General features: G+C 64.3%; 22 protein-coding genes. 12 read left to right on the top strand and 10 right to left on the bottom strand.

The genetic code is table 11. The features are described from left to right. A complete protein-coding gene (locus J2X54_RS24060) occupies nt 1-423 on the bottom strand; it encodes a hypothetical protein (RefSeq protein ID WP_310184334.1) in 423 nt (140 codons plus the stop codon). Nucleotides 424-1,152: 729 nt separating this feature from the next. Between J2X54_RS24060 and mutS the strand changes: the two genes are divergently transcribed. Next, nucleotides 1,153-3,831: a DNA mismatch repair protein MutS gene (gene mutS / locus J2X54_RS24055; protein WP_310184333.1), complete on the top strand. Its 2,679-nt coding sequence runs from the start codon at nt 1,153-1,155 to the stop codon at nt 3,829-3,831. Beyond that, complete coding sequence (locus J2X54_RS24050) at nt 3,828-4,853, top strand: hypothetical protein (RefSeq protein WP_310184332.1); 1,026 nt, start codon at nt 3,828-3,830, stop codon at nt 4,851-4,853. Before mutS ends, J2X54_RS24050 begins: the two co-directional genes overlap by 4 nt. Before the next feature lie 126 nt (nt 4,854-4,979). On the opposite strand, the gene J2X54_RS24045 is transcribed toward J2X54_RS24050, so the two are convergent. Next, a complete protein-coding gene (locus J2X54_RS24045; RefSeq protein ID WP_070248844.1) occupies nt 4,980-5,522 on the bottom strand; it encodes a peptidylprolyl isomerase in 543 nt (180 codons plus the stop codon). Between the two features lie 171 nt (nt 5,523-5,693). Between J2X54_RS24045 and J2X54_RS24040 the strand changes: the two genes are divergently transcribed. The 9 genes from J2X54_RS24040 to J2X54_RS24000 all read left to right on the top strand — a co-directional run bounded on the left by J2X54_RS24040 (nt 5,694) and on the right by J2X54_RS24000 (nt 13,953). Beyond that, complete coding sequence (locus tag J2X54_RS24040; protein WP_310184331.1) at nt 5,694-6,617, top strand: AraC family transcriptional regulator; 924 nt, start codon at nt 5,694-5,696, stop codon at nt 6,615-6,617. A gap of 75 nt (nt 6,618-6,692) precedes the next feature. Next, complete coding sequence (locus J2X54_RS24035; RefSeq protein WP_070248842.1) at nt 6,693-7,247, top strand: carboxymuconolactone decarboxylase family protein; 555 nt, start codon at nt 6,693-6,695, stop codon at nt 7,245-7,247. 2 nt (nt 7,248-7,249) lie between these two features. Continuing rightward, the gene (locus tag J2X54_RS24030; protein WP_310184330.1) at nt 7,250-8,317 is read left to right on the top strand and encodes an acyl-CoA dehydrogenase family protein; all 1,068 of its coding nucleotides are present in this window, start codon (nt 7,250-7,252) and stop codon (nt 8,315-8,317) included. After that, nucleotides 8,314-9,105, top strand: coding sequence for an ABC transporter ATP-binding protein (locus J2X54_RS24025; RefSeq protein WP_310184329.1), 792 nt, complete (start codon nt 8,314-8,316; stop codon nt 9,103-9,105). Before J2X54_RS24030 ends, J2X54_RS24025 begins: the two co-directional genes overlap by 4 nt. A gap of 30 nt (nt 9,106-9,135) precedes the next feature. Then, nucleotides 9,136-10,374: an ABC transporter substrate-binding protein gene (locus tag J2X54_RS24020; protein WP_310184328.1), complete on the top strand. Its 1,239-nt coding sequence runs from the start codon at nt 9,136-9,138 to the stop codon at nt 10,372-10,374. Nucleotides 10,375-10,389: 15 nt separating this feature from the next. After that, entirely contained in the window at nt 10,390-11,157 is a 768-nt protein-coding gene (locus J2X54_RS24015) for an ABC transporter permease (protein ID WP_310184327.1), read from the top strand. Between the two features lie 54 nt (nt 11,158-11,211). Further along, nucleotides 11,212-12,333, top strand: a complete 1,122-nt coding sequence (locus tag J2X54_RS24010; protein WP_070248834.1) for a cupin domain-containing protein — start codon at nt 11,212-11,214, stop codon at nt 12,331-12,333. Continuing rightward, the gene (locus J2X54_RS24005; RefSeq protein ID WP_310184326.1) at nt 12,333-13,319 is read left to right on the top strand and encodes a proline dehydrogenase family protein; all 987 of its coding nucleotides are present in this window, start codon (nt 12,333-12,335) and stop codon (nt 13,317-13,319) included. Before J2X54_RS24010 ends, J2X54_RS24005 begins: the two co-directional genes overlap by 1 nt. A gap of 379 nt (nt 13,320-13,698) precedes the next feature. Beyond that, nucleotides 13,699-13,953 (top strand): hypothetical protein, encoded by a 255-nt coding sequence (locus tag J2X54_RS24000; RefSeq protein ID WP_071651632.1) that lies wholly within the window; start codon nt 13,699-13,701, stop codon nt 13,951-13,953. A gap of 131 nt (nt 13,954-14,084) precedes the next feature. Here J2X54_RS24000 and bamC read toward each other — a convergent pair whose 3' ends face one another. From bamC to J2X54_RS23960, 8 genes are all read right to left on the bottom strand, one after another. Next, nucleotides 14,085-15,275 carry an outer membrane protein assembly factor BamC gene (gene bamC / locus J2X54_RS23995; protein ID WP_310184325.1) on the bottom strand — a complete coding sequence of 397 codons (1,191 nt, stop codon included), beginning with the start codon at nt 15,273-15,275 and terminating at the stop codon, nt 14,085-14,087. 67 nt (nt 15,276-15,342) lie between these two features. Next, nucleotides 15,343-16,218, bottom strand: a complete 876-nt coding sequence (gene dapA, locus J2X54_RS23990) for a 4-hydroxy-tetrahydrodipicolinate synthase (RefSeq protein ID WP_070248828.1) — start codon at nt 16,216-16,218, stop codon at nt 15,343-15,345. 106 nt (nt 16,219-16,324) lie between these two features. Beyond that, nucleotides 16,325-16,873: a bifunctional 2-polyprenyl-6-hydroxyphenol methylase/3-demethylubiquinol 3-O-methyltransferase UbiG gene (locus J2X54_RS23985; RefSeq protein ID WP_070248826.1), complete on the bottom strand. Its 549-nt coding sequence runs from the start codon at nt 16,871-16,873 to the stop codon at nt 16,325-16,327. Nucleotides 16,874-16,906: 33 nt separating this feature from the next. Next, nucleotides 16,907-17,581, bottom strand: coding sequence for a site-2 protease family protein (locus tag J2X54_RS23980; RefSeq protein ID WP_310184324.1), 675 nt, complete (start codon nt 17,579-17,581; stop codon nt 16,907-16,909). Nucleotides 17,582-17,671: 90 nt separating this feature from the next. After that, nucleotides 17,672-18,295 carry an L-threonylcarbamoyladenylate synthase gene (locus J2X54_RS23975; protein WP_070248822.1) on the bottom strand — a complete coding sequence of 208 codons (624 nt, stop codon included), beginning with the start codon at nt 18,293-18,295 and terminating at the stop codon, nt 17,672-17,674. A gap of 14 nt (nt 18,296-18,309) precedes the next feature. Beyond that, on the bottom strand, nt 18,310-19,188 hold the full coding sequence (gene htpX / locus J2X54_RS23970; protein WP_310184323.1) for a protease HtpX: 879 nt from the start codon (nt 19,186-19,188) through the stop codon (nt 18,310-18,312). Nucleotides 19,189-19,275: 87 nt separating this feature from the next. After that, a complete protein-coding gene (locus J2X54_RS23965; RefSeq protein ID WP_310184322.1) occupies nt 19,276-20,109 on the bottom strand; it encodes a 3',5'-nucleoside bisphosphate phosphatase in 834 nt (277 codons plus the stop codon). Nucleotides 20,110-20,155: 46 nt separating this feature from the next. Beyond that, a complete protein-coding gene (locus J2X54_RS23960; RefSeq protein ID WP_310184386.1) occupies nt 20,156-21,040 on the bottom strand; it encodes an alpha/beta hydrolase in 885 nt (294 codons plus the stop codon). A gap of 178 nt (nt 21,041-21,218) precedes the next feature. On the opposite strand from J2X54_RS23960, the gene hslO reads away from it, so the two are divergent. Then, entirely contained in the window at nt 21,219-22,172 is a 954-nt protein-coding gene (gene hslO, locus J2X54_RS23955) for an Hsp33 family molecular chaperone HslO (protein WP_310184321.1), read from the top strand. Nucleotide 22,173: the final 1 nt, after the last annotated feature.

Genomic DNA, 22,173 nt, shown 5'->3' with positions numbered 1-22,173 from the left:
TCAGACAACGGCTGATTTGCGCGGCCGTCCGCCCTTGGCGCCATTGGCCCTGGACGACTCCGCCTTCTTGTTGCTGCGCACCGTGCCCAGGACCGCAGCGACTTTTCTTCGTGCGAGATCGGCAGGGAGCGCGGCAGCGACCACACTGGGCAAGGCGAACGACAAGCTGGCGCGATCGAACAGCAAGCCGTCGCCGCCGGGCGTCACATAGGGTTCGCAAAGATCGGCGTCGGCGTGACTGGCAAGAATGCTGTTTTGCCTCACGTCGAAGGTGATCGACAGGCCGTTCGTGTAGCCGATCGAGAGCATTTTATGCACGGCATCGAAGTGGGCATGCACGGCGCAGGGGATGGCCAAGGCTTCCTTGCCGCGAGCAAGGGCTGCCTGATACTCGGCTTCGGAAATCAGGTTATCGTTCGTCATGATTGAATCTCCTCAACGGTAAAACTTCCATCAGTCCAGCAAAGACGCGCTACGACCGCAGCATTCTCGTACCGCGCCACTCCGGCACAAATCATGCCGTGCGCCGCACCGGGTCAGGCACCCAGGTACACTTTTCCGTTTGGCGCCCGGAACACCATGTGATTATCGAGGCACACAGTCTGCTGGGTACGCCACCACTCGGCGCGACACACATCGAGTTGAGCATGTAATTGCGAAGCTAATTCATTGAGCAACTTGATACTCGGTGCTTGACTCAATGGCTTCACATCCCACAGCGCAACGGCTGGCATCACCATCGAAAAACGCATGCGCGCAGTCCAATGATCGGCTCGGCAAACGAATGTGACATGCGGTGGACGATGATCGTTGGGCCAGATCCTGGCGCCAATATTTTTATGACTCCAGAGCATATTAACCTATCTTGTTAGGTTTTTCAACTTCTTTTGACCGGGTTTTCTTGATATGCATCAACACAGCAACGCCAGGCGGGCAAATGCAGAGTTGAAGGCGCGGTTGCGAGGGTACAGGCGAATAACCGCGATGACCTTGATGCTCATCCAACCGATGAAAGTTGAAGGCGCTAACCGCCTGGCTGCGCCAACTTGGGAGCGTCGGCAGAACGCGGTAAAATGGCAAGTCGCACGCGACGGACATTTCCCCCTCGCAAAACCAGCACCTCCGCCCCACCGTACCACCGAAAACGAAACAATGACCACCGTTCCCGCCGAAATCAACGCAGCCGCCATCAAGAAAAGTCCGACCGAGAAGATCACGCCAATGATGGCCCAGTACCTGGGCATCAAGGAACAGCATCCGGACATGCTGGTGTTCTATCGCATGGGCGATTTCTACGAGCTGTTCCACGAGGATGCGGAAAAGGCGGCGCGCATGTTGGGCATTACGCTGACCGCGCGCGGGTCGTCGGGCGGGCAGCCGATCAAGATGTGCGGCGTGCCGTTCCACTCGCTCGAAGGCTACCTGGCCAAGCTGGTGAAAATTGGCGAGTCGTGCGCGATCTGCGAGCAGATCGGCGACCCGGCCACCAGCAAGGGACCGGTCGAGCGCAAGGTGATGCGCGTGGTCACGCCGGGCACCTTGACCGACGCCGACCTGCTGCCGGAAAAAGCCGAGCGGCCACTGCTGGCGATGTGCATCATCACCCAGCGCAAGGTGGCTACCGCCGGCCTGGCCTGGCTGTCGCTGGCCAGCGGCGCGCTGCGACTGATGGAGTTCTCGGGCGATGTCTCCACCGTCAACACGCGCATGCTGCAGGAGCTCGAGCGCATCGCCCCGGCCGAGGTGCTGCGCGGCGATAACGCCGACCTGTTCGAGGAAGCGCTCACGTGCCACGTCAACCGGGTGCCGGATTGGCATTTCGACGTGGTGAGCGGCCACAAGTCGCTGCTCGACCAGTTGTCGGTAGCAACCCTCACCGGCTTCGGCGCCGACAACCTGGGCGCCGCCTTTGGCGCGGCCGGCGCACTGCTGCGCTATGCGCAATCGACCCAGGGCCGTGGCCTGCAGCACGTGCGCACGCTCACCACCGAAACCGAGAATGAATTCATCGGCCTTGATGCCGCCACCCGCCGCAACCTCGAACTGACCGAGACCATCCGCGGCCAGGAATCGCCTACCCTGTTCTCGCTGCTCGATCACTGCCGCACGTCGATGGGTTCGCGCCTGCTGCGCCACTGGCTGCACCACGCGCGCCGCGACCAGGGCATCGCCCGTGCGCGCCACGCGGCCATTGCCGCGCTGGGCCAGGCCGATGTCACCGGCGCGCTGTCGCACACGCTGGCGCAGGTACCCGACATCGAACGCATCACCACGCGCATTGCGCTGTTGTCGGCGCGCCCGCGCGACCTGGCCAGCCTGCGCGACGGCTTGAAGCAGCTGCCGGCGCTGCGCCACGCGATGCAGCGCGCGCTCGCCGACGACGGCCTGCTGGCGGCAATCCACCTTGATACCGCCACGCCCGAGGCCTGCCTCGACCTGCTGCACCGCGCCGTGGCGCTGGAACCGGCAGCGATGGTGCGCGACGGCGGCGTGTTCGCCCGTGGTTTCGACGCCGAACTCGATGAACTGCGCGCACTGTCGGAAAATGCCGGCCAGTTCCTCGTCGACCTGGAAACGCGCGAGCGCGCCCGCACCGGCATCGCCAACCTGCGCGTGGAATACAACAAGGTCCACGGGTTCTATATCGAAGTGACCAACGGCCAGGCCACCAAGGTGCCGGACGACTACCGCCGCCGCCAGACCCTGAAAAACTGCGAACGCTACATCACGCCCGAACTCAAGGCGTTCGAGGACAAGGCCCTGTCCGCACAGGACCGCGCGCTGGCGCGCGAGAAGATGCTGTACGACGTGCTGCTGGGCGACCTGGCGCCGTACATTGGCGAGCTGCAAACCATCGCCCGGGCGCTGGCGCAGCTGGACGTACTGGTCTCGCTCACCGACCACGCATTGCGCAATAACTGGTGCGCGCCGCAGCTGGTCGACACCAGCTGCGTCAATATCGTCGAGGGCCGCCACCCGGTGGTGGAAAACCAGATCGAGCGCTTCATCGCCAACGACTGCCGCTTCGTTGACGAGCGCCGCCTGCTGCTGATCACCGGCCCCAACATGGGCGGTAAATCGACCTTCATGCGCCAGGTGGCGCTGATCGTGCTGCTGGCCTATGTGGGCAGCTATGTGCCGGCGGCCAGCGCGGCGATCGGCCCGATCGACCGCATCTTCACCCGCATCGGCGCGACCGACGACCTGGCCGGCGGCCGCTCCACCTTCATGGTCGAGATGACCGAAGCGGCGGCCATCCTCAACGGCGCCACCGCCAATTCGCTGGTGCTGATGGATGAAATCGGTCGGGGCACGTCCACCTTCGACGGCCTGGCGCTGGCGTGGGCCATCGCGCGCCACCTGATCGATACCAGCCGCAGCTTCACGCTGTTTGCCACCCATTATTTCGAACTGACGCAGCTGCCCGACAGCCACCCCACCGCCGCCAACGTCCACCTGTCGGCCGTGGAACACAAGGACAGCATCGTATTCCTGCACGCGGTGCAGGACGGCCCGGCCTCGCAAAGCTACGGCTTGCAGGTGGCGCAGCTGGCCGGCGTGCCGCAGCCGGTGATCAAGGCCGCGCGCAAGCACCTGGCGCGCCTCGAAGCGCAGGCGCTCGACGCCACGCCGCAACTGGACCTGTTTGCCATGCCTACCGCCGACGCCAACGACGACGCAGTGGCAGCGCCGGCAGCGGCGACCGTATCGCCCGCCATGCGCGAGCTGTTCGATGCGCTGGACGATCTCGATCCCGATGCATTGACCCCGCGCGAAGCGCTCGAGCAGCTGTACCAGCTCAAGCGCCTGACGGAGACGGCCCAGGCATGAAACACGCGGCGCGCGCAGCGGCAGGACATACAGCCCGGATCAGCCTTGCGCGGACCGTGCTGGCGCTGTCGCTCGCTGCCTGCGCCTTGTGGCTGTCACCTGTGCACGCCGAGAGCAAGCCGGGCTCGAAGTCCGAGGCCAGAGGCGAGGCCAAGGCGGGCAGCTTCCAGTTCGGCGTCGTCGGCCACTCGTTCAAAACCGGCGCCGACGAAACCGTGCTCAAGCGCGCCATTGCCGGCGCTACGCAGGGCAATCCCGCCTTCGTGGTGGCCACGGGCGTCAAAGCCGGCAGCGAGCCATGCAGCGACAAGCTGTACGCCAGCCGCTATGCCCTGCTCGATGCGTCGAGCGCACCGATGGTGGTGTCGCTGGCCGGCAGCGACTGGAGCGCCTGCCTCAATTCCGCTGGCCGCTCGAACGCCATCGACCGTCTGAACCGCCTGCGCGAACTGTTCTACCGCGACAGCGAAACGCTGGGCGCCAGGCGGCTGCCGGTCACCCGGCTGTCAAGCAGCGTCAAGTTCCGCAGCTATGCCGAGAACGCCCACTGGCAGGTGGGCAAGGTGCTGTTCGCCACCATCAACCTGCCGGCCAATAACAACCATTACCGCGCGGAAGCGGGCCGCAACAGCGAATACGAAGACCGCCTGGTGGCCAACCGCGCGTGGCTGCACCGGCTATTCAATCTGGCAGTGCGGCAGCAAATGGAAGGGCTGGTGCTGTTCTCCGATGGCGACGTGGGGCTGGAAGCGGAGCCGGGCTTTTCCCTGCTGGCGCGCTTCGAATCGAAACGCGACGGCTTTGCCGAACCGCGCAAGCAGATCAAGACGCTGGCGTCAAAATTCAAGGGGAAGGTGCTGCTGGTCGATACGCAGATCGTCGAGGCGGCTGCAAAAGAGCCGTCGATCCACTGGCAGAACAACGTGGGGCATCTGAACCTGGCCGCCGACTGGACCGAGGTACGCGTGGCGCCCGCAAGCGCCACGCTGTTCATGCTCAAGGGTGCCGACACGGCACCCTGATCCTACCGGCACTCGGAAAACCGTAGCGAGCGGCCCGATATCGTCTCGAGTAGCGCAAGCGTACCGAGGTACGCTGAGCAACGCAGAGGCGATAGCGGGACGCGCAGTAGGTTTAACGAGTGCCGGTTAATGGATAGGGTGAATGGCGACGTGATCGCCTTCTTCACCTTCATCATCGTCATGGCCGTGGTGGTGGCCATGTGCGCCGTGCACGTGGCCGTGGGCGATTTCTTCTTCGGTCGCTTCGCGCACTTCCGCCACTTCCAGCGAGAAACGCAGGGCCATGCCGGCCAGCGGGTGATTGCCGTCGAGAACAACCTTGTCGTCGGCGATGTCGGTGACGGTGAAGATCAGGGCTTCTTCGTCGCTGTCGCTATCGGGCGTGCCTTCGAATTGCATGCCGACTTCGAGCGGCTCCGGCAGGCGATTGCGTGGCTCGACCTTGACCAGGGCGGCGTCGTACTCGCCGAAAGCGTCTTCCGGTTCGATCTGGATGATGGAGGAGTAGCCGACTTCCTTGCCGTCGAGTTCTTCTTCGATTTTAGGCAGCGTGTTCTCGTAACCGCCGTGCAGGTAAACCATCGGCTGGCGGCCGTCTTCGATCAGATTGTCCTGGGCATCGGACAGTTTGTAATTCACAGTCACGACCGTGTTCTTGGCAATCTTCATTTTGCATTCCTTTCAGTTATTTACCCCTAAATTATACCTTGTCTCGCCAGCCGCCCACGCTGCGCCATTGGGAGGCGACATGACAATAAGCGCATCACATCACCACGCATCACATAACCATATAACGAATCATTCCAAGGCCGGCGCGCCCCACGTCCTACAATGACGGGCATGACACCCGCCTGCTCCGACAAACTCGCCCAGTGGCTCTTGAACAGCATCGAGCTCGACGCCGCCGCCCTGCACGTGGGACGGTATTGCGGCCCGTGGCGCGCCTCCACTGCCGGCAAGGCGCTGGCCAGCTTCCACCTGGTACTGGCAGGCGACTGCTACCTGCACATCGCCGGTGAGCCGCCCGTGCGTTTGCGCGCGCGCGACGGCGTATTCCTTACGCGCGATGTCGCCCACTTCCTCAGTCCCTCGCCCGATCCGGCGGCACTGACCGAACGCCAGACCATGCATACGCTGTCGGTACCCGCCGCGCCGCAGGACACGGGCAGCGCCGGCCTGGCCTGCGGCCTGCTCCGCTTCAGCGGCGCGCTCGGGCCACTGGTAATCGGCTCTTTCCCCGACGTGCTGGTGTGCCGCAGCGACGAGCCGTCGCTGGCCCATACCGCCGCGCTGTTCGACCTGATCCTGGCGGAAGCGGGCGACCCGGAACGGCCTTCCCCCCTGATCGCGCGCCTGGTCGAGCTGCTGTTCTTTTACCTGATTCGCCATGCGGCGCGCCAGGAGACGCTGGGCGCCGGCATGCTGGCGCTGGCCCAGCGCAGCGAGTTTACGATCCTGCTCGACCGCATGCTGGCCAATCCCGGCGCCGACTGGAGCATCGCGCGCATGGCGCAGGCCGCACACATGTCGCGCGCAGCTTTTTGCAAGCACTTCACCGAGGCCGGCGGCATTCCGCCCGCGCAGTTCCTGCTGCGCCTGCGCATGCGCCTGGCCACCCAGCGCCTGGGCGCTGGCGATTCGGTCGAGCAGGCGGCCGGCCACGTGGGCTACCAGTCGTACGCCGCCTTCACTCGCGCCTTCAAGCGTGTGGTGGGCGAGCAGCCTGGGGCCTACCGCAAGCACGGTCGAGACGTTCGAGCATAAAAGCCAGCCATTTGGATATGGTGCGCGCGCGCGTGACGGCTGATAATATGGCTTCATCCTCACGGAAAGGTCATCATGTCCCGTCTTACACTGCACACACTCGACAGCGCACCGGCCGACAGCCGCCCCTTTGTCGAAAAAGCGATTGCCAACAACGGCTACCTGCCCAACCTGATCGGCGTGCTGGCCAATGCGCCGCAGGCGCTGGAAACCTACCTGACCGTCTCGGGCATCAACGCTCGCACCAGCCTCACGCTCGACGAGCGCGAAGTGGTGCAACTGACGGCCGCCAACATCCACGGCTGCGACTTCTGCACCGCCGGCCACTCCGCCATCGCCCTCAAGAAAGCCAACCTGGCGCCGGAGGTAGTGCGCGCGCTGCAAACCAACGTCCCCACCGGCGTGGCCAGGCTGGACGCCGTGCAGCGCTTCGCCACCGCCGTCATCGCCCGCCGTGGCGCCGTGGACGACGCCGAGCTGCAAGCCTTTATCGACGCCGGCTACAACCAGCAGCAGGCGCTGGAAGTGGTGCTGGGCGTGAGCCTGGCCACGCTGTGCAATTTCGCCAACAGCCTGGCCGGCACCCCGGTCAATCCGCAGCTGCAACCCTATTTGCCCGGCGCGGTCTAAGCATGGCGGCGGTCCACGACTGGCTGGCCCGCCATGCGGACACACTCGACCAAGCCGAAGCGCTGGCCGATGAAGTGATGCCGGCGCTGGCCGCGCACGGCTGCTTCCGCGCCGGCGTGCCCGAGGCCATGGGCGGCTCTGGTGGAGATGTGCGCGACGCCATCCTCGGCATCGCCGACATCGCCCGCCATTCGCTGACGGCCGCTTTCGTGTACTGGGGCCAGCGCAGCTTCATCGAATACCTGCTGCAAAGCCCGAACGCGGCGTTGCGCGAAAAGCTGCTGCCAGCCCTGCTCGATGGCGCCCTGGCCGGCGCCACCGGCCTGTCGAACGCGATGAAGTTCCTGTCGGGGATGGAGCCGCTGCAAATCAGCGCCGTGCCCGACCACGATGGCTGGACCCTCGATGGCAAGCTGGCCTGGATCACCAACCTGCGGCCGCAGCGCTTCGTGGCGGCGGCCGCTGTCGCTCCCGTCAACGATGCGCCGCCGGCGATCGTCATGTTCGACAGCAGCGCGGCAGGCGTGCACCGCAGCGACAACCTGCAGCTGATCGCCCTGCGCGGCAGCCATACCGCCGCCGTGCGGCTCGAACAAGTCGCGGTGCCGGCCTCGAACATCATCAGCGCCGACGCGCCGAACTGGCTGCCGCGCGTGCGCCCGGCCTTCCTGGGCATGCAATGCGGCATGTCGATCGGCCTGGCGCAAGCGAGCCTGGAAGCGGCAGCCAGGGCGGCAGGCGCCGCCACCGGGCGCGGCCAGCTGGCCGACGATATCGCCACCGCACAGGAAGCGCTGGCGCAGCACACCGCGCAATTGCTGGACGGCGTGGCCAGCGGCCGTTTTGTGGCCGAAGCTCCGGCCATGTTCAGGCTGCGCATCGGCCTGGCCGGCATCGTGCGCGACGCCGTCACACTGGAACTGCACGCCAAGGGCGGCCACGCCTACCTCGAAGCGCAGCAGGACGGCTTTGCGCGCCGCCTGCGCGAGTCGGCCTTCATTCCCGTGATCACGCCGAGCATCACGCAGTTGCAGGCGGCGCTGGCCAAGCACGCGGGCGGCAGCCGATGAGCATTCTGCACGCAAAGGGCGATATTGGCGGCTGGGCCCTGCAAGGGCAAGTTTTGGGCTTTGCTTATCCGGGCGCCGCGCCCACGTTCGAGCACATCGACATCGGCGTGCGTCCGCGCGAGATCGTCGCCCTGCTGGGCGGCAGTGGCTGCGGCAAATCGACGCTGCTGCGGGTACTGGCCGGCCTGCAGGCGCCGTCCAGCGGCACGCTGACCTTCCTCGATGCGCCGCTCACGGCGCCGAGCCCGCACAGCGCGCTGGTGTTCCAGCAGGCCAGCCTGCTGCCCTGGCTGAACGTGACCGCCAACGTGGGCTTCGGCCTCGATTTCTCGCGCCAGCCCAAGATTGCGCGTATCGCGCATGACCAGCGCGTGCAGGCTGCCATCGAGGCCGTGGGCCTGGCCGGCAGCGAACACCGGTATCCTGCTGCGCTGTCGGGCGGCATGGCGCAGCGCGTGGCGCTGGCCCGCGCCCTGGCCCGCCAGCCGGCGCTGCTGTTTGCCGATGAACCGTTTTCCGCGCTCGACGCGATCACCCGCGCCGACATGCAAACCCTGCTGGTGGATGTGGTGCACCGCTGGCACAGCGCCGTGCTGCTGGTCACGCACGACATCGACGAAGCGATCCTGGTGGCCGACCGCATTGTCCTCATGGGCGGCCAGCCAGGGCGCATCATGCACGAGTGGCAGGTCGAGCTGCCGCGCCCACGGCTGGCCGAGGCGCAGGCGATCGGCGCGCTGCGGCTCGAGATCCTGGCGGCGCTGCACGGCGTGCGCGCCGCCGCATAATAAAATCAAAATTCTTTTCGAAAGTCTTCCATGACCGATACCAGCAAATCCATCCACCTGTGCGCTTCCTCCGACTGCGATTGCGGCATGACCCGCCGCGATTTCCTGCGCATGTCAGCGCTCGGCACCGCCGCCGGCGCGGCGCCGCTGCTGTTTGCCGGCGACGCCCTGGCGCGGCAGGCGCCCAAGGGCGACGACCAGCCGGTCAAGATCGGCTACCTGCCGATCACCGACGCCACGCCGCTGCTGGTGGCGCACGGGCGCAAGCTGTTCGAAGCCGAAGGCTTGCAGGCCGAGACGCCGCGGCTGTTCCGCAGTTGGGCGCAGATCGTCGAAGCGTTCGTCTCGGGCCAGGTCAACGTGATCCATTTGCTGTCGCCGGCCACCATGTCGGTACGCTATGGCGCCAAGTTCCCGGCCAAGGTGGTGGCGTGGAACCACGTCAACGGCTCGGCGCTGACGGTGGCCAAGGAGATCAACCAGGTCACCGACCTCGGTGGCAATACGGTGGCGATTCCGTTCTGGTACTCGATCCACAACATCCTGCTGCAGCAAATCCTCAGCAGCGCCGGGCTGTCGGTGGTCAGCAAGGGCCGCGAAGGCGGCATCGGCCCGAAGGAAGTCAACCTGGTCGTGCTGCCGCCAGCCGAGATGGTCTCCGCCCTGGCCAGCAAATCGATTGCCGGCTTCATCGTGGCCGAGCCGTTCAACGCGCTGGCCGAAACCAATGGCGTGGGCAAGATCTTGCGCTTCTCGGGCGACGTCTGGAAAAACCATGCGTGCTGCGTGACGTTCCTGTCCGAGCGCGACATCAACACCCGCCCTGAATGGGCGCAGCGCGTGACCAATGCCATCGTCAAGGCCCAGCTGTGGACCCGCACCAACCAGCTCGACACCGCGCGCCTGCTGTCGAATACCGACTCGCACCGCTACACGCCGCACGCGCTGCAGGTGCTGTCGAAGGTGCTCACCGTGACCGACTATGCCGACTACGAGAAGCGCGGCATCATCGTCCACAAGAACTGGAACCAGCGCCGCATCGACTTCCAGCCGTACCCGTTCGCGTCGTACACCGAGCAGATGGTCCGCGCGCTCAAGACCACGCGCCTGGAAGGCGACACCGGCTTCCTCGCCAAGCTCGATCCGGCCTTTGTCGCGCGCGACCTGGTGGACGACCGCTTCGTGCGCAAGGCGATCACCGCCGTCGGCGGCCCGGGCGCATTCGGCCTGCCGGCCAACCTGCTGCGCACCGAAACGCTGGCGGTCTAAGGGATGGCGACAGGCATGGCAAAACCGTTGAACCGTCCCGCGCGCGCGGCCTTGGCGCTGGCCGGCTTCGGCGTGGCGCTGGCGCTGTGGCAGCTGGGCGTGACGGCGCTGGAAAAGGAGACGCCGATTGCGGCCTCGTTTGCGCCGCTGGAAGCATTGCGTGCGCTGGTCCAGCTACTTGCTGGCGCCTACATCTGGCAGGACATTGGCCTCAGTTTGCTGCGGGTGGCATACGGGCTGGCGGCGGCGGTGGCCATCGGCGTGCCGCTGGGCGTGCTGGTGGGCAGTTCGCGCCGGGTGGCGGCCGCCTTGATGCCGCTGTTCCAGCTGCTGCGCATGGTCTCGCCGCTGTCGTGGATGCCGCTGGCGGTGATGACGCTCGGCGTGGGCGACGCGCCCGTGTACTTCCTGCTGGCGTTTGCGGCCGTGTGGCCGATCCTGCTCAATACCGCCACCGGCGTGGCGCGGCTCGATCCCAACTGGCTGCTGCTGGCGCGCAGCCTGTCGGCCACGCCGACGGAAACCGTGCTGCGCGTGGTCCTGCCAGGCATTACCGCCGACATCCTGACCGGCGTGCGGCTGGCGATCGGCATCATCTGGATCGTGCTGGTGCCGGCCGAGATGCTGGGGGTGTCGGCGGGCCTCGGTTACTTCATCCTCGATGCGCGCGACCGACTGGCGTACAACGAGCTGATGGCGGCGATCGTGCTGATCGGCCTGTTGGGCTTTGCGCTCGACTGGCTGGCGCGGTGGGCGCACGCGCGCTGGCTGCACACCAGATAGGCCGTTGACCGGGCCCGGGGTGAAGTTCAAGCCCTGGGCTGGTTATAATGGCGTATGCAAAAACTACCTCTCCTCGGCAATATCACGCCGGCGCAGTTCCTGCGCGACTACTGGCACAAAAAGCCCCTGCTGATCCGTAACGCCATCCCCGGCTTCAAGCCGCTGCTGACGCTCGACGCACTGGCCAAGCTGGCCTCCACCAACCATGCCGAATCGCGCCTGATCACGGCCGTCGACGGCCAGTGGGACATGCAGCACGGCCCGCTGGAAACCCTGCCGGCCCGCACCGAGCGCGAATGGACCATGCTGGTCCAGGGCGTGAACCTGTTCGACGCAAAGGCCGACGCCCTGCTGCGCCAGTTCCGTTTCCTGCCCGATGCGCGCCTCGACGACCTGATGGTCAGCTTCGCTACCGATGGCGGCGGCGTCGGTCCCCACTTCGATTCGTACGACGTGTTCCTGTTGCAGGCGCAAGGCCAGCGCCGCTGGCGCATCGGCCCGCAAAAAGACCTGACCCTGATCGAAGGCCTGCCGCTGAAAATCCTCGCCAACTTCACGCCCGACGAAGAATTCGTGCTCGAACCGGGCGACATGTTGTACCTGCCACCCCACTACGCCCACGACGGTGTGGCCATTGGCGACTGCCAGACCTATTCGATCGGCTTCCGCGCGCCGTCGTACCAGGAACTGGGCGAAGGCTTCCTGCAATTCATGGCCGACTCGATCGACCTGCCGGGCCGCTACGCCGATCCGGAACTGGAACCGACCAGCAAGCCGGCCGAGATTCCGCGCGATATGTTAGAGACCATCATCGAAGAGATGAACAAGGTGCGCTTCACCGAAGACGACATCACCATCTTCCTGGGCGAGTACATGTCGGAGCCCAAGCACAATGTGTTCTTCACCGGCCCGGCCAAGCCGCTCACGTTCGGCAAGTTCGGCGATGCGGTGGCCAAGAAGGGCCTGGTCCTGTCGCGCAAGACCCAGATGCTCTATCGCGGCAAGAACGTGTTCATCAACGGCGAATCGTTCGGCGTGGGCCGGGCCGACAAGCTTACCCTCGAACTGCTGGCCAACGAACGCGCCTTGACCGGCGAACAGTTCGCCAAGGCGTCCGATGACGTGCTCGAAGCGCTGTACACCTGGTACCAGGACGGCTGGGTGGAGCTGGGCTGATGTCGGCCCCGCCCAACTTCCCGGCCCAGTGGCAACCGCTGGTGGACCAGGCGGCGGCCGCCTTGCGGGCGCTGGCCCTCGACGAGCAGGCCAAGGATAAATTCTGCAACGACCCGCTGCTGCAACCGCTGATGCACAAGGTGTCGCAGCGCTACGTGGCCGGCCAGACCGTGGCGCAGGCGCTGGCGCGGGTGGAGTCCATCATCGCCCGCGGCCATGCGGCGTCGGCCGACTACATGGGCGAGAGCGTACGCGATGAAGCGCTGGCCATGGCCGAGACCGGGGTCTTCATGGACCTGGTGGCCGGCATCGGCCAGCGCAACCTCAATTGTTCGATCTCGCTCGACCTCTCGCACGTGGGTTCGCTGGTGGACGTGGAGCTCGGCTACCGCAACTTGCGCCGCATTGCGCTCGCTGCTGCCGCCATCAACCGCGAGGTAATGATCTCGATGGAAGGCGTGGACCGCGCCGACGACATCTACGCGGTCTACACGCGCCTGCACCAGCAGGACGGCTTGCACAACGTGGGCATCACGGTGCCGGCGCGGCGCCATCGCACCGCTACCGACCTTGTGGCGATGCTGAAGCTGCCGGGCCGCATCCGGCTGGTCAAGGGCGCCTACCTCGACCCCGACGAGCAGTCATGGCAGCGCAACAGCGACGAGCTGGCAGCCGCCTACCGGGCCTTTGCGCGCACCTTGCTGGAAAGCGGCCACAAGTGCTCGATTGCCACCCACGACCGCGCCATCCAGGCCGAACTGGTGACCCTGATCCAGCAGGAACGGATCGACCCACGCTGGTACGAATTCGAATCGCTGATCGGCCTGGGTACCGGACAAATCGATGATCTGAGCGCGCGCGGCTACCCTACCCGCGAATACGCGGTGTTCGGCGCCGAGCACTTTTTATATGTGCTCAACCGCATCGCCGAAGAGCCGATCCGGGTGTACCAGGCCGTCATCGACGTCATGCAAACCGGGGAATAAGACGTGGCTATGTGCGTTGGCTACGAATTATTACAATTTGTCCTGCATTAAGTGCGTAATTGCTAACGAACTGGGCTGGACTATGGCCCGGTTCCGGGTAAAATGCGCATGTTCGGGCGAAAGCTGGTAACGTCACGATCCAGGCGTTTTGCGGATCTAAAACGAAATGTTGCGATATCGCAAAATTGTTCTGCGAACAGGATGTTGTCCTATTGCGACGCACTAAAAATCGCTATAATATTCGGTTAGGAAGTTTCCGTTGTCTGGCAGGCACCATTTCAGGTACGAAAAGCCTTCGAAGACGACCTAATGAGCGATAATTACCGGTAATTATTCATCGCAACACTGTGTTTAAATTTGAATTAACTAAGGAAAACAAATGAAAAAATCCCTGCTGATCGCTTCCCTGCTGGCCGTAGCTGCTCTGACCGCTTGCTCGAAAAAAGAAGAAGCTCCTGTTGCTCCAGCTCCAGTAGCTGCTCCAGAAGCCGCTCCAGTTGTGACCCCAGCTCCAGCTGACGCTGCTGCTCCAGCTGCTGCTGACGCTGCTGCTGCCGCTTCGCAAGCTGCTTCGGCCGCTGCTGACGCAGCTGCTGCTGCTTCGACCGCCGCTTCGGCTGCTGCTTCGAAGTAATTCGACAGCATTCTAAAAACCGGCCTGCGGGCCGGTTTTTTTTCGCCCGCGTTTTAATACCTGCGAACTTGACGATGATCCGAGACGTAAAAAAACCGGCGCGAGGCCGGTTTTTTTGCACTGCACCAGGATTACTTGAGCTGGTCGTATAGCACGCTCATGATCTTGTCGCCGACCTGGGTGGCTTCCGGTGCGCCGGCATTGGTGAGCACGGTGACCGCGCTGGTATTGCCGTCGGCAGCCTTGACCTGGATGCGGTAGCGCTGGGCTTCCTTGTCGGCTTCGGAGGACGAGCCCCAGCTGAACAACTTGCCGAAGAAGCCCTTGCTCTCGACCGTATCGTCGATGTAGCGCACAAAATAGGTGCCGGTGGTGCGGTCGCGGTCTTCCACAGTGAAGCCGGCGCGGTCCAGCGCCAGGCCCACGCGGCGCCAGGCGCGGTCGAAACCTTCATCGACCTGCACGTAGCGGGCGGCGCCGGTGCCGACCAGGGATGCGTGCTGAGGTTGCACCACGGCCGAATCGACGGCAGTCTTGACGCTCGGCGCATCTTTCTTGTCGTCGCCGTTGCCCAGGCGGGTCATCAGCTTGGCCAGGAATTCCGCCTCGAGGCCCGGATCGTTCGGACGCGAGGTCCAGATCGCGGTGTCCTTTTGCGCGCCTTGCAGCACTTCCTGCACGCCGCGGTGGCTGATGTAGATCTCGCTCGAGCCATCGGCGCGGCGTTCGATGCGGGTGCGGAACTTGTCGCGCTCACCGGTCGAATAGGCCGAATCGAATACTTTGCCGATGGTGTTACGGATGAAGTCCTGCGGAATCTTGGCGCGGTTTTCGGTCCAGTCGGTTTCCATGATGCCTGCCGCCGGCACTTCCTGCGACAGCTTGAAGCCCGCATCTTCCCAGAACTGGGTCAGTTGCGGCCACAGCTGCTCCGGAGTCTGCTTGATTACCAGCCAGCGCTGGTTGCCATCGCGTTCCACCTTGATGTCGTTGATCGAGGTGGGCACCACGGTGCCCACGGCCGGCTGGCCAGGCACCACGGCCGGGCCACCGGCCGCGGCAGCAGCCGAACGCGCGGCGTTGTAGCCCGAAGCGGTAGCCACGCCGTTGGTCGAATCGGGCTGGGCGTAACGGCTGTCTTTTTGCAGTTGCGTCAGATCGGGCGGTACGTCGAGCGGCACGGCCTTCTTGGCGCCCTTGTAATCGACCTTGTCGTTGCCGATGACCGAGTTGATCATGCCGCAACCGGTCAGGCTGGCCACCAAGGCACCCGTTACCAGGGCGCGCTGCGAAGTAATAAAAGCTGTCTTGCGAATAGTCATGTATTTATATGCAGCAAAAGTTAATCCCAGCGATTCGGGACGGGATGCTTTTTTTGAACCAGGGTAATTACAGGACGCCGGCTTCGTGCAGGGCCGCGCGGACGGCTTCGTGGCAATCGTCGGCCAGCGGCACCAGCGGCAGGCGGATGCCGGCAGGCATTTTGCCCATCTCGGCAAGCGCCCACTTGACCGGCACCGGATTCGGTTCGATGAACAGCTTCTGGTGCAGCGGGAACATCAGGTTATTCAGTGGGACGGCCTTGGCGACATCGCCGGCGATGGCGGCAGCACACATCTGCGCCATGGCTTTGGGCATGACGTTGGCGGTGACCGAGATGTTGCCGGCGCCACCAGCGAGCATCAGTGCCATGGCGGTGGGGTCGTCGCCCGAGTACACGGCAAAGTCGGCCGGGGCCAGGCGCAGCAGGTCGAAACCGCGCGCGATATTGCCGGTGGCGTCTTTCACGCCGACGATGTTCGAGATTTTTGCCAAGCGCAGGATAGTGTCGTTGCTCATGTCGGCCACAGTACGGCCCGGCACGTTGTACAGGATCACCGGCAGGTCCACCGCTTCGGCAATCGCCTTGAAGTGCTGGTACATGCCCTCTTGCGTAGGACGGTTGTAGTAAGGCACCACTTGCAGGGTGGCATCGGCGCCGGCTTCCTTGGCAAAGCGGGACAGCTTGATCGCTTCGGCGGTGGAGTTGCCACCGGCGCCGGCGATGATCGGGATGCGGCCCCTGGCATGGGCAACCGTCGCCTTGATCAGCGCGCAGTGCTCTTCCACGCTGACGGTGGCCGATTCGCCGGTGGTGCCGGCGATGACGATGCTGTTCGTGCCTTCGGCAATGTGCCAGTCGATCAGCTTGTTCAAACCCTCGAAGTCCAGACTGCCGTCCGCGTGCATCGGGGTGACGATTGCTACTATGCTGCCCTTGATCATAGGAATAACTGCATAAAGTATTAAAACAACGATTGTAGACGATGACTCGGATGTATGGTGCTTTTCACGGCGATTACAAACATAAATTCGAGTGAACGCCCAGGTCTCAGAATGGCGGCAACAGCGCCGCAGACCGCGGAAACTCGGGCTTGACGGCGCAGATGCGCTGCACCATGGCCTGCTTGGGCTGCTGGGTGACGCCGTCTTCGAAAGCGACCACGCGCAGGCCGTTTTCAAGCGCCAGCGCCAGCAATTCGCCCGGTTGCAGCAGGAAATCGGGGTTCGACGGCTTGCCGAACTGGGCATTGCCGTCGGCAAAGGTTTCGTAGATCAGCACGCCGTTCGGCGCCAGGCTGCCCAGCATGTCCGCCAGCAGCGGACGGTGCAGGTAGTTGGTCACCACGATGCCGGCAAAGCGCTCGGGACCGAATGGCCAGACCGCGCCCGCCTCTTCCAGGTCGATCGGCGTGGTGGTGATGCCGGGACCGGCGGCCTCGAGCAGCGCCTCGGGATTGCCGTCGAGCGCCAGCACCGCGTGGCCAAGCGTGACCATGTGGCGCGAATGGCGGCCCTTGCCGCACGCGAGGTCCAGCACTTCGCCGCCGGGCACCAGTGGGGCGTAGCGTTGTACCCAGGGAGAGATGTTTTCGCTCATGATGTCTTTACAGGGTGGGACTTCAAATCAGGTTCAACGCAGGATGGCGACCAGGGGCATCACCATGACCTTGAACATTTGCTGTATAAAAAGAATGCCTTCCATCAGCACACCGGTTAGCAGGCCGAACTGCAGCATGACGATCAGCGCGATAAACACCACCACGCCATACCGCTCGATCTTGGCGTAATGATACGCATACGGCATGGGCAGGATGCCGGTGACAATGCGGCCGCCGTCCAGCGGTGGTAATGGAATCAGGTTGAACACGCACATGGCGGCATTGACCAGCACACCCGCCTCGGCCATCTTGACAAAGAAATCTTCCCGGCCCTGGCCAAACCCAAGCATCAGCACCACCCACAGCACGGTCCAGCCGAACCCCATGACAAAATTGGCGCCCGGTCCGGCGGCGGCCACGAAGGCCATTTGCTTCTTGGGATTGCGCAGTCGCTCGTAATCGACCGGTACCGGCCTGGCGTAGCCCAGCGGTGGAAGTCCGAGAAAAGCCAGTACCAGCGGCAACAAAATCGTGCCAAATGGGTGGATGTGGCGCGCGGGATTCAAGCTCAGGCGCCCCATGTCGGCTGCCGTGGAGTCGCCGAAGTAACGGGCCACGTAGCCGTGGGCCGCTTCGTGCAGGGAGATCGCAAAGAGGACCGGAATGGCGTAGACCGTGGCGGTCTGGATGATGCTGTCAATGTCCATGGGGCATGATTCTACCAGAGGCGGCGTGAAGGATCGGTACGCCGGCCGGGGCCGGCGCGCGGTGAACAGTACAGCCCGGGGCAGCGGCGATCAGATCCCGAACACGGAAGCATCGCCCCGGCCCTGGCGCACCAGTTCGGGCTCAGCGCCGGTCAGGTCGATCACGGTGGTCGGTTCCATGCTGCAGGCGCCGCCGTCGATCACCAGTTCCAGCTGCTTGCCGAGGCGCTCGCAAATGGTGTCGGCGTCGTTGAGCGCCTCGGTCTCGCCCGGCATGATCAGGGTGGTGCCCAGCAGCGGCTGGCCCAGCTCGGCCAGCAAGGCGTTGATGATGGCGTCTTCCGGCACGCGCAAGCCGATGGTCTTGCGCGACGGATGGCTCAAGCGGCGCGGCACCACCTTGGTGGCTTCGAGAATGAAGGTAAACGGGCCGGGCGTGGCGGCTTTCAGCAGGCGGAACTGGCGGTTATCGACGCGCGCATACACGCCCAGCTCGCTCAAATCGCGGCACAGCAAAGTGAGATGGTGTTTCTCGTCGATGCCGCGCAGGCGGCGCAACCGTTCGACCGCGCCCTTGTCGTCCAGGTGGCATACCAGCGCATAGCAGGAATCGGTCGGCACCGCGACGATGCCGCCGCCGTGGATGATTTGCGCCGCCTGCTTGATCAGGCGGACCTGCGGGTTGTCGGGATGGATCTGGAAAAATTGGCTCATAAGTGATCAGCAGTTCAGGCGCGCAGATTTTGCAGCGCGGCAATACGTTGTTCGAAGGGCGGGTGGGTGGAGAACAGCGCGCTCCAGCCACGGCCACTGGTAATGCCGGCCGCCGCGATCGATTGCGGCAAGGCGCCGGGCGGCACGCCGTTCAGCCGGGCCAGCGCGTGCTGCATCGGCATGGTGCTGCCCAGCAGCTTGGCCGAGCCGGCATCGGCGCGGAATTCGCGCTGGCGCGAGAACCAGGCCACGATCAGCGAAGCGGCCAGGCCGAAAATCAGCTCGCACACGAACACGGTGGCCATGTAGCCGATGCCCACGCCCTGGCGCTCGGTGTTTTTCAGCAGCACCTTGTCGACAAAGAAGCCGACGATGCGCGCCAGGAACACCACGAAGGTGTTGACCACGCCCTGGATCAGCGTCATGGTCACCATGTCGCCGTTGGCGATGTGGGCCACCTCGTGGCCCAGCACGGCCTCCACTTCCTGCTGGTTCATGTTTTCGAGCAGGCCTGTGGAAACGGCCACCAGCGCCGAGTTTTTAAAGGCGCCGGTCGCGAACGCGTTCGGCTCGCCCGGATAGACGGCTACTTGCGGCATGCCGATACCGGCGCGCTCGGACAATTGGCGCACGGTATTGACCAGCCATGCCTCGGTGGCGTTAGCCGGCTGGTCGATCACGCGCGCGCCGGTGGACCACTTGGCCATCGGTTTGCTGATCAACAGCGAAAAGATCGCGCCGGTAAAGCCCACCACCAGCGAAAACGCCAGCAGGCTGCCCAGTTCCAGCGTGTTGCCCGCGCCGGGACGGCCGATGCCCAGCAACGACAGGACAATGGACAGCACCAGCAGCACAGCGAGGTTGGTGGCGATAAACAGGACGATGCGTTTCATGGGATAGTTCTCCGTGCGGACAAGATTGCCCAGATCATAATGTATGACCGGAGTATCGCAAATTCAAGAGGCTGAAGCTTAAAGCTGTCAGAACCAGTCATGCCAGACCGGTGTGACATTGGCCGGCAACGGCGGCAATGCCGCGAAATCCACGCGCGACTCGCCCGGCGCATGGAAATCGGACCCGCGCGAGGCCAGGAAGCCATAATAATTGGCCAGTTGCGCGTACTCGGGATACTGGTCCGGCGTGTGGCTGCCGGTGACCACTTCGATGGCGACGCCACCGAGCTGCTTGAATTCGTCAAACAACTGGCCCTGGGCCAGCTGGCTGAACTTGTAGCGGCCCGGGTGGGCGATCACGGCCACGCCGCCAGCCGCGCGGATCCAGCCCACGCTTTCGGCCAAGGTGCCCCACGAATGCGGCACATAGCCGGGCCGGCCTTCCGATAAATACTTGCGGAACACTTCCGGGATATTCGCGCAGGCGCCGGTCTCGACCAGGTAACGGGCAAAATGGGTGCGCGACATCAGGTCCGGGTTGCCAACGAATTTCAACGCGCCCTCGTAAGCGCCGTCGATGCCGGCCAACGCCAGCTGGCGCGAAATTTCGCGGGCGCGGTTGTCGCGCCCGGAACGGGTGCGGGCCAGGCCGGCGGTGAGCTCGGGATGGTGCTCGTCGATATTGAGGCCGACGATGTGCACGGTTTCCTTGGCCCAGGTGATCGAGATTTCCACGCCGGTGATAAAGCGCATGCCCTGCTCTTCTGCCGCCACGCGCGCGGCGGCAATGCCGCCCACTTCGTCGTGGTCGGTCAGCGCCCACACGTCCACGCCGGCCTGGCGCGCGTACGCAGCCACGGCCTCGGGCGTCATGACGCCGTCGGAAACGTTGGAATGGCAGTGCAGGTCAACTTTGAGCATGATATTTTCGGGGTCGATTAAGCCTCCATTGTACGCTGCCTGCGATTTAATCTTGGAGGAAATCCTCGATCAGGCGCGCCAGCGCCACCGGCTGGTCATGGTGCAACATGTGGCCGGCGCCGACGATGGTCTCGCGGCGCAGATTGCGCAAGTGGCCCAGGCGGCGGTCGAGCTCCACCCGCCCCTTCGGCTGCGCGCCCAGCCAGTCCCACATATTGGTCTGGTCGGCCTCCACCCACAGCACCGGCGCGGTGATCGCGTCCCAGCACGCCAGGATATCTTCCACGTGGTACGGCAAGGGACCGGCCTGCTTGTGAACGGGGTCGCCAAGAATTTCCCACTGGCCCACGTCGTTTTGCGCCGACCAGTGCTGCGCCAGGAAGGCGGCGCGCTCGTCCGAGAGGCGCGGGTTGGTCTTTTGCAAGCGTGCTGCCACGGCTGACTGGGTAGCATAGCTGCGCAACTCCGGTTTTTCCAGCAGGCCGTCGAGCCACTGGGCGTAGCGGCCCGGGGTTTGCTCCGGGCGCGGCGCGCGCAGGCCCGCGCCCTCGAGGTTGATCAGCTTGCGGATGCGCTCGGGCCGCGCACCGGCGTACAGGCCGACGACATTGCCGCCCATGCTGTGGCCCAGCAGGTTGACGGCCTGGCCCGGCGCATAATGGCGCAGAATGGCGTCGAGGTCGGCCAGGTAGTCGGGGAACCAGTAGGTATCGGCGCCACTGCGCGCCGACAGGCCAAAGCCGCGCCAGTCAGGGGCGATCACGTGCCAGTCGCCCTGCAAGGCATCGACCACGAACTGGAACGACGCGCCTACGTCCATCCAGCCATGCATCATGAAGATCTTCGGCGCCCCGCCCCTGCCCCAGTGGCGCACATGGCAGCGCAGGCCGCGGATGGTAAGCATTTCGGAGCGCGACGGCGTGAGGATCATGATGTATGCCTTGAAATTAGCGAACACGGCGCAACATCAGGTGATTGCTGGCCGCAGACAGTTGAACAAACAAAATAATAGCACGACCGTTCGCCGCACGTGCAGGCCCCGTGCAGGCGTAAAATAGCGGGTTATCGTGGCCATGCCTATACACCGCCAAAACAGATTGGAACCCCATATGAGCACTACCCTGTCCCAGGACACCCTGCAGAAATTCATTTTCGACAACGCTGCCGTGCGCGGCCAGTTCATCGACATCTCGGCCACGTGGCGCGAGGTGCTGGCGCGCCACGACTACCCGGCGCCAGTGAAAAAGCTGCTGGGCCAGATGGTCAGTGCGGCGGCGCTGCTGTCGGCCAATCTCAAGTTCAACGGTTCGATCATCATGCAGATCCATGGTGACGGCCCGGTGCGCCTGCTGGTGGTCGAGTGCGACTCCGACCTGCGCCTGCGCGCCACCGCCAAGCTGGCGCCCGACGCCGTGATCGCCGCCGACGCCTCGCTGGCCTCGCTGCTCAACGCTACCGGCAACGGCCGCTTCATCATCACCCTCGACCCGGCCGACAAGGTGCCGGGCCAGCAGCCGTACCAGGGCATCGTGCCACTGGACGGCGAGGACGTGGCGACTGTCATCGAAAACTATATGTTGCGCTCCGAACAGCTCGATACCAAGCTGTGGCTGGCCACCGACGACACCACCTCGCGCGGGCTGCTGCTGCAAAAGCTGCCTGACCACGGCGGCAAGGCCGGCGTGGAACCGCTGTCGGCCGACGAAGCGCTGGAGACCTGGAACCGCGCCGTCATGCTCGGTGGCACGCTGAAGGAACAGGAAATGCTCGAGACCACGGTGGACGTGCTGATGCAGCGCCTGTTCTGGGAAGAAACGATCCGCGTGTTCGAACCACTCACGCCAACCTTCCACTGCAACTGCACCCGCGAAAAAGTGGGCAATATGCTCAAGATGCTGGGCCAGGCCGAAATCGACAGCGTGGTGGAAGAGCAAGGCCACGTGGGCGTGAACTGCGACTTCTGCGGCCAGCACTACGACTACGACAAGGTGGACGTGGCCCAGCTGTTCGCCACCGACGCGCCGGTGGAAGCCTTGCTGCCACCGGCCGACCTCAAGCAATAAA

Source organism: Duganella sp. 3397, assembly GCF_031456625.1.
GTDB classification, from domain to species: domain Bacteria; phylum Pseudomonadota; class Gammaproteobacteria; order Burkholderiales; family Burkholderiaceae_D; genus Rugamonas; species Rugamonas phyllosphaerae.
This window is presented reverse-complemented; position numbering and strand designations above follow the sequence as displayed.

What these genes read in the sequence shown, in the direction of transcription:
- J2X54_RS24050 (WP_310184332.1), top strand. Translation starts at nt 3,828, where the DNA reads ATGAAACACGCGGCGCGCGCAGCGGCAGGACATACAGCCCGGATCAGC.
- J2X54_RS24045 (WP_070248844.1), bottom strand. Translation starts at nt 5,522, where the DNA reads ATGAAGATTGCCAAGAACACGGTCGTGACTGTGAATTACAAACTGTCC.
- bamC (WP_310184325.1), bottom strand. Translation starts at nt 15,275, where the DNA reads ATGACTATTCGCAAGACAGCTTTTATTACTTCGCAGCGCGCCCTGGTA.
- J2X54_RS24015 (WP_310184327.1), top strand. Translation starts at nt 10,390, where the DNA reads ATGGCAAAACCGTTGAACCGTCCCGCGCGCGCGGCCTTGGCGCTGGCC.
- J2X54_RS24020 (WP_310184328.1), top strand. Translation starts at nt 9,136, where the DNA reads ATGACCGATACCAGCAAATCCATCCACCTGTGCGCTTCCTCCGACTGC.
- J2X54_RS24060 (WP_310184334.1), bottom strand. Translation starts at nt 423, where the DNA reads ATGACGAACGATAACCTGATTTCCGAAGCCGAGTATCAGGCAGCCCTT.
- mutS (WP_310184333.1), top strand. Translation starts at nt 1,153, where the DNA reads ATGACCACCGTTCCCGCCGAAATCAACGCAGCCGCCATCAAGAAAAGT.
- J2X54_RS23985 (WP_070248826.1), bottom strand. Translation starts at nt 16,873, where the DNA reads ATGAGCGAAAACATCTCTCCCTGGGTACAACGCTACGCCCCACTGGTG.
- J2X54_RS24010 (WP_070248834.1), top strand. Translation starts at nt 11,212, where the DNA reads ATGCAAAAACTACCTCTCCTCGGCAATATCACGCCGGCGCAGTTCCTG.
- J2X54_RS23960 (WP_310184386.1), bottom strand. Translation starts at nt 21,040, where the DNA reads ATGATCCTCACGCCGTCGCGCTCCGAAATGCTTACCATCCGCGGCCTG.
- J2X54_RS23975 (WP_070248822.1), bottom strand. Translation starts at nt 18,295, where the DNA reads ATGAGCCAATTTTTCCAGATCCATCCCGACAACCCGCAGGTCCGCCTG.
- J2X54_RS24040 (WP_310184331.1), top strand. Translation starts at nt 5,694, where the DNA reads ATGACACCCGCCTGCTCCGACAAACTCGCCCAGTGGCTCTTGAACAGC.
- J2X54_RS24035 (WP_070248842.1), top strand. Translation starts at nt 6,693, where the DNA reads ATGTCCCGTCTTACACTGCACACACTCGACAGCGCACCGGCCGACAGC.
- htpX (WP_310184323.1), bottom strand. Translation starts at nt 19,188, where the DNA reads ATGAAACGCATCGTCCTGTTTATCGCCACCAACCTCGCTGTGCTGCTG.
- hslO (WP_310184321.1), top strand. Translation starts at nt 21,219, where the DNA reads ATGAGCACTACCCTGTCCCAGGACACCCTGCAGAAATTCATTTTCGAC.
- dapA (WP_070248828.1), bottom strand. Translation starts at nt 16,218, where the DNA reads ATGATCAAGGGCAGCATAGTAGCAATCGTCACCCCGATGCACGCGGAC.
- J2X54_RS23965 (WP_310184322.1), bottom strand. Translation starts at nt 20,109, where the DNA reads ATGCTCAAAGTTGACCTGCACTGCCATTCCAACGTTTCCGACGGCGTC.
- J2X54_RS24030 (WP_310184330.1), top strand. Translation starts at nt 7,250, where the DNA reads ATGGCGGCGGTCCACGACTGGCTGGCCCGCCATGCGGACACACTCGAC.
- J2X54_RS24000 (WP_071651632.1), top strand. Translation starts at nt 13,699, where the DNA reads ATGAAAAAATCCCTGCTGATCGCTTCCCTGCTGGCCGTAGCTGCTCTG.
- J2X54_RS23980 (WP_310184324.1), bottom strand. Translation starts at nt 17,581, where the DNA reads ATGGACATTGACAGCATCATCCAGACCGCCACGGTCTACGCCATTCCG.
- J2X54_RS24025 (WP_310184329.1), top strand. Translation starts at nt 8,314, where the DNA reads ATGAGCATTCTGCACGCAAAGGGCGATATTGGCGGCTGGGCCCTGCAA.
- J2X54_RS24005 (WP_310184326.1), top strand. Translation starts at nt 12,333, where the DNA reads ATGTCGGCCCCGCCCAACTTCCCGGCCCAGTGGCAACCGCTGGTGGAC.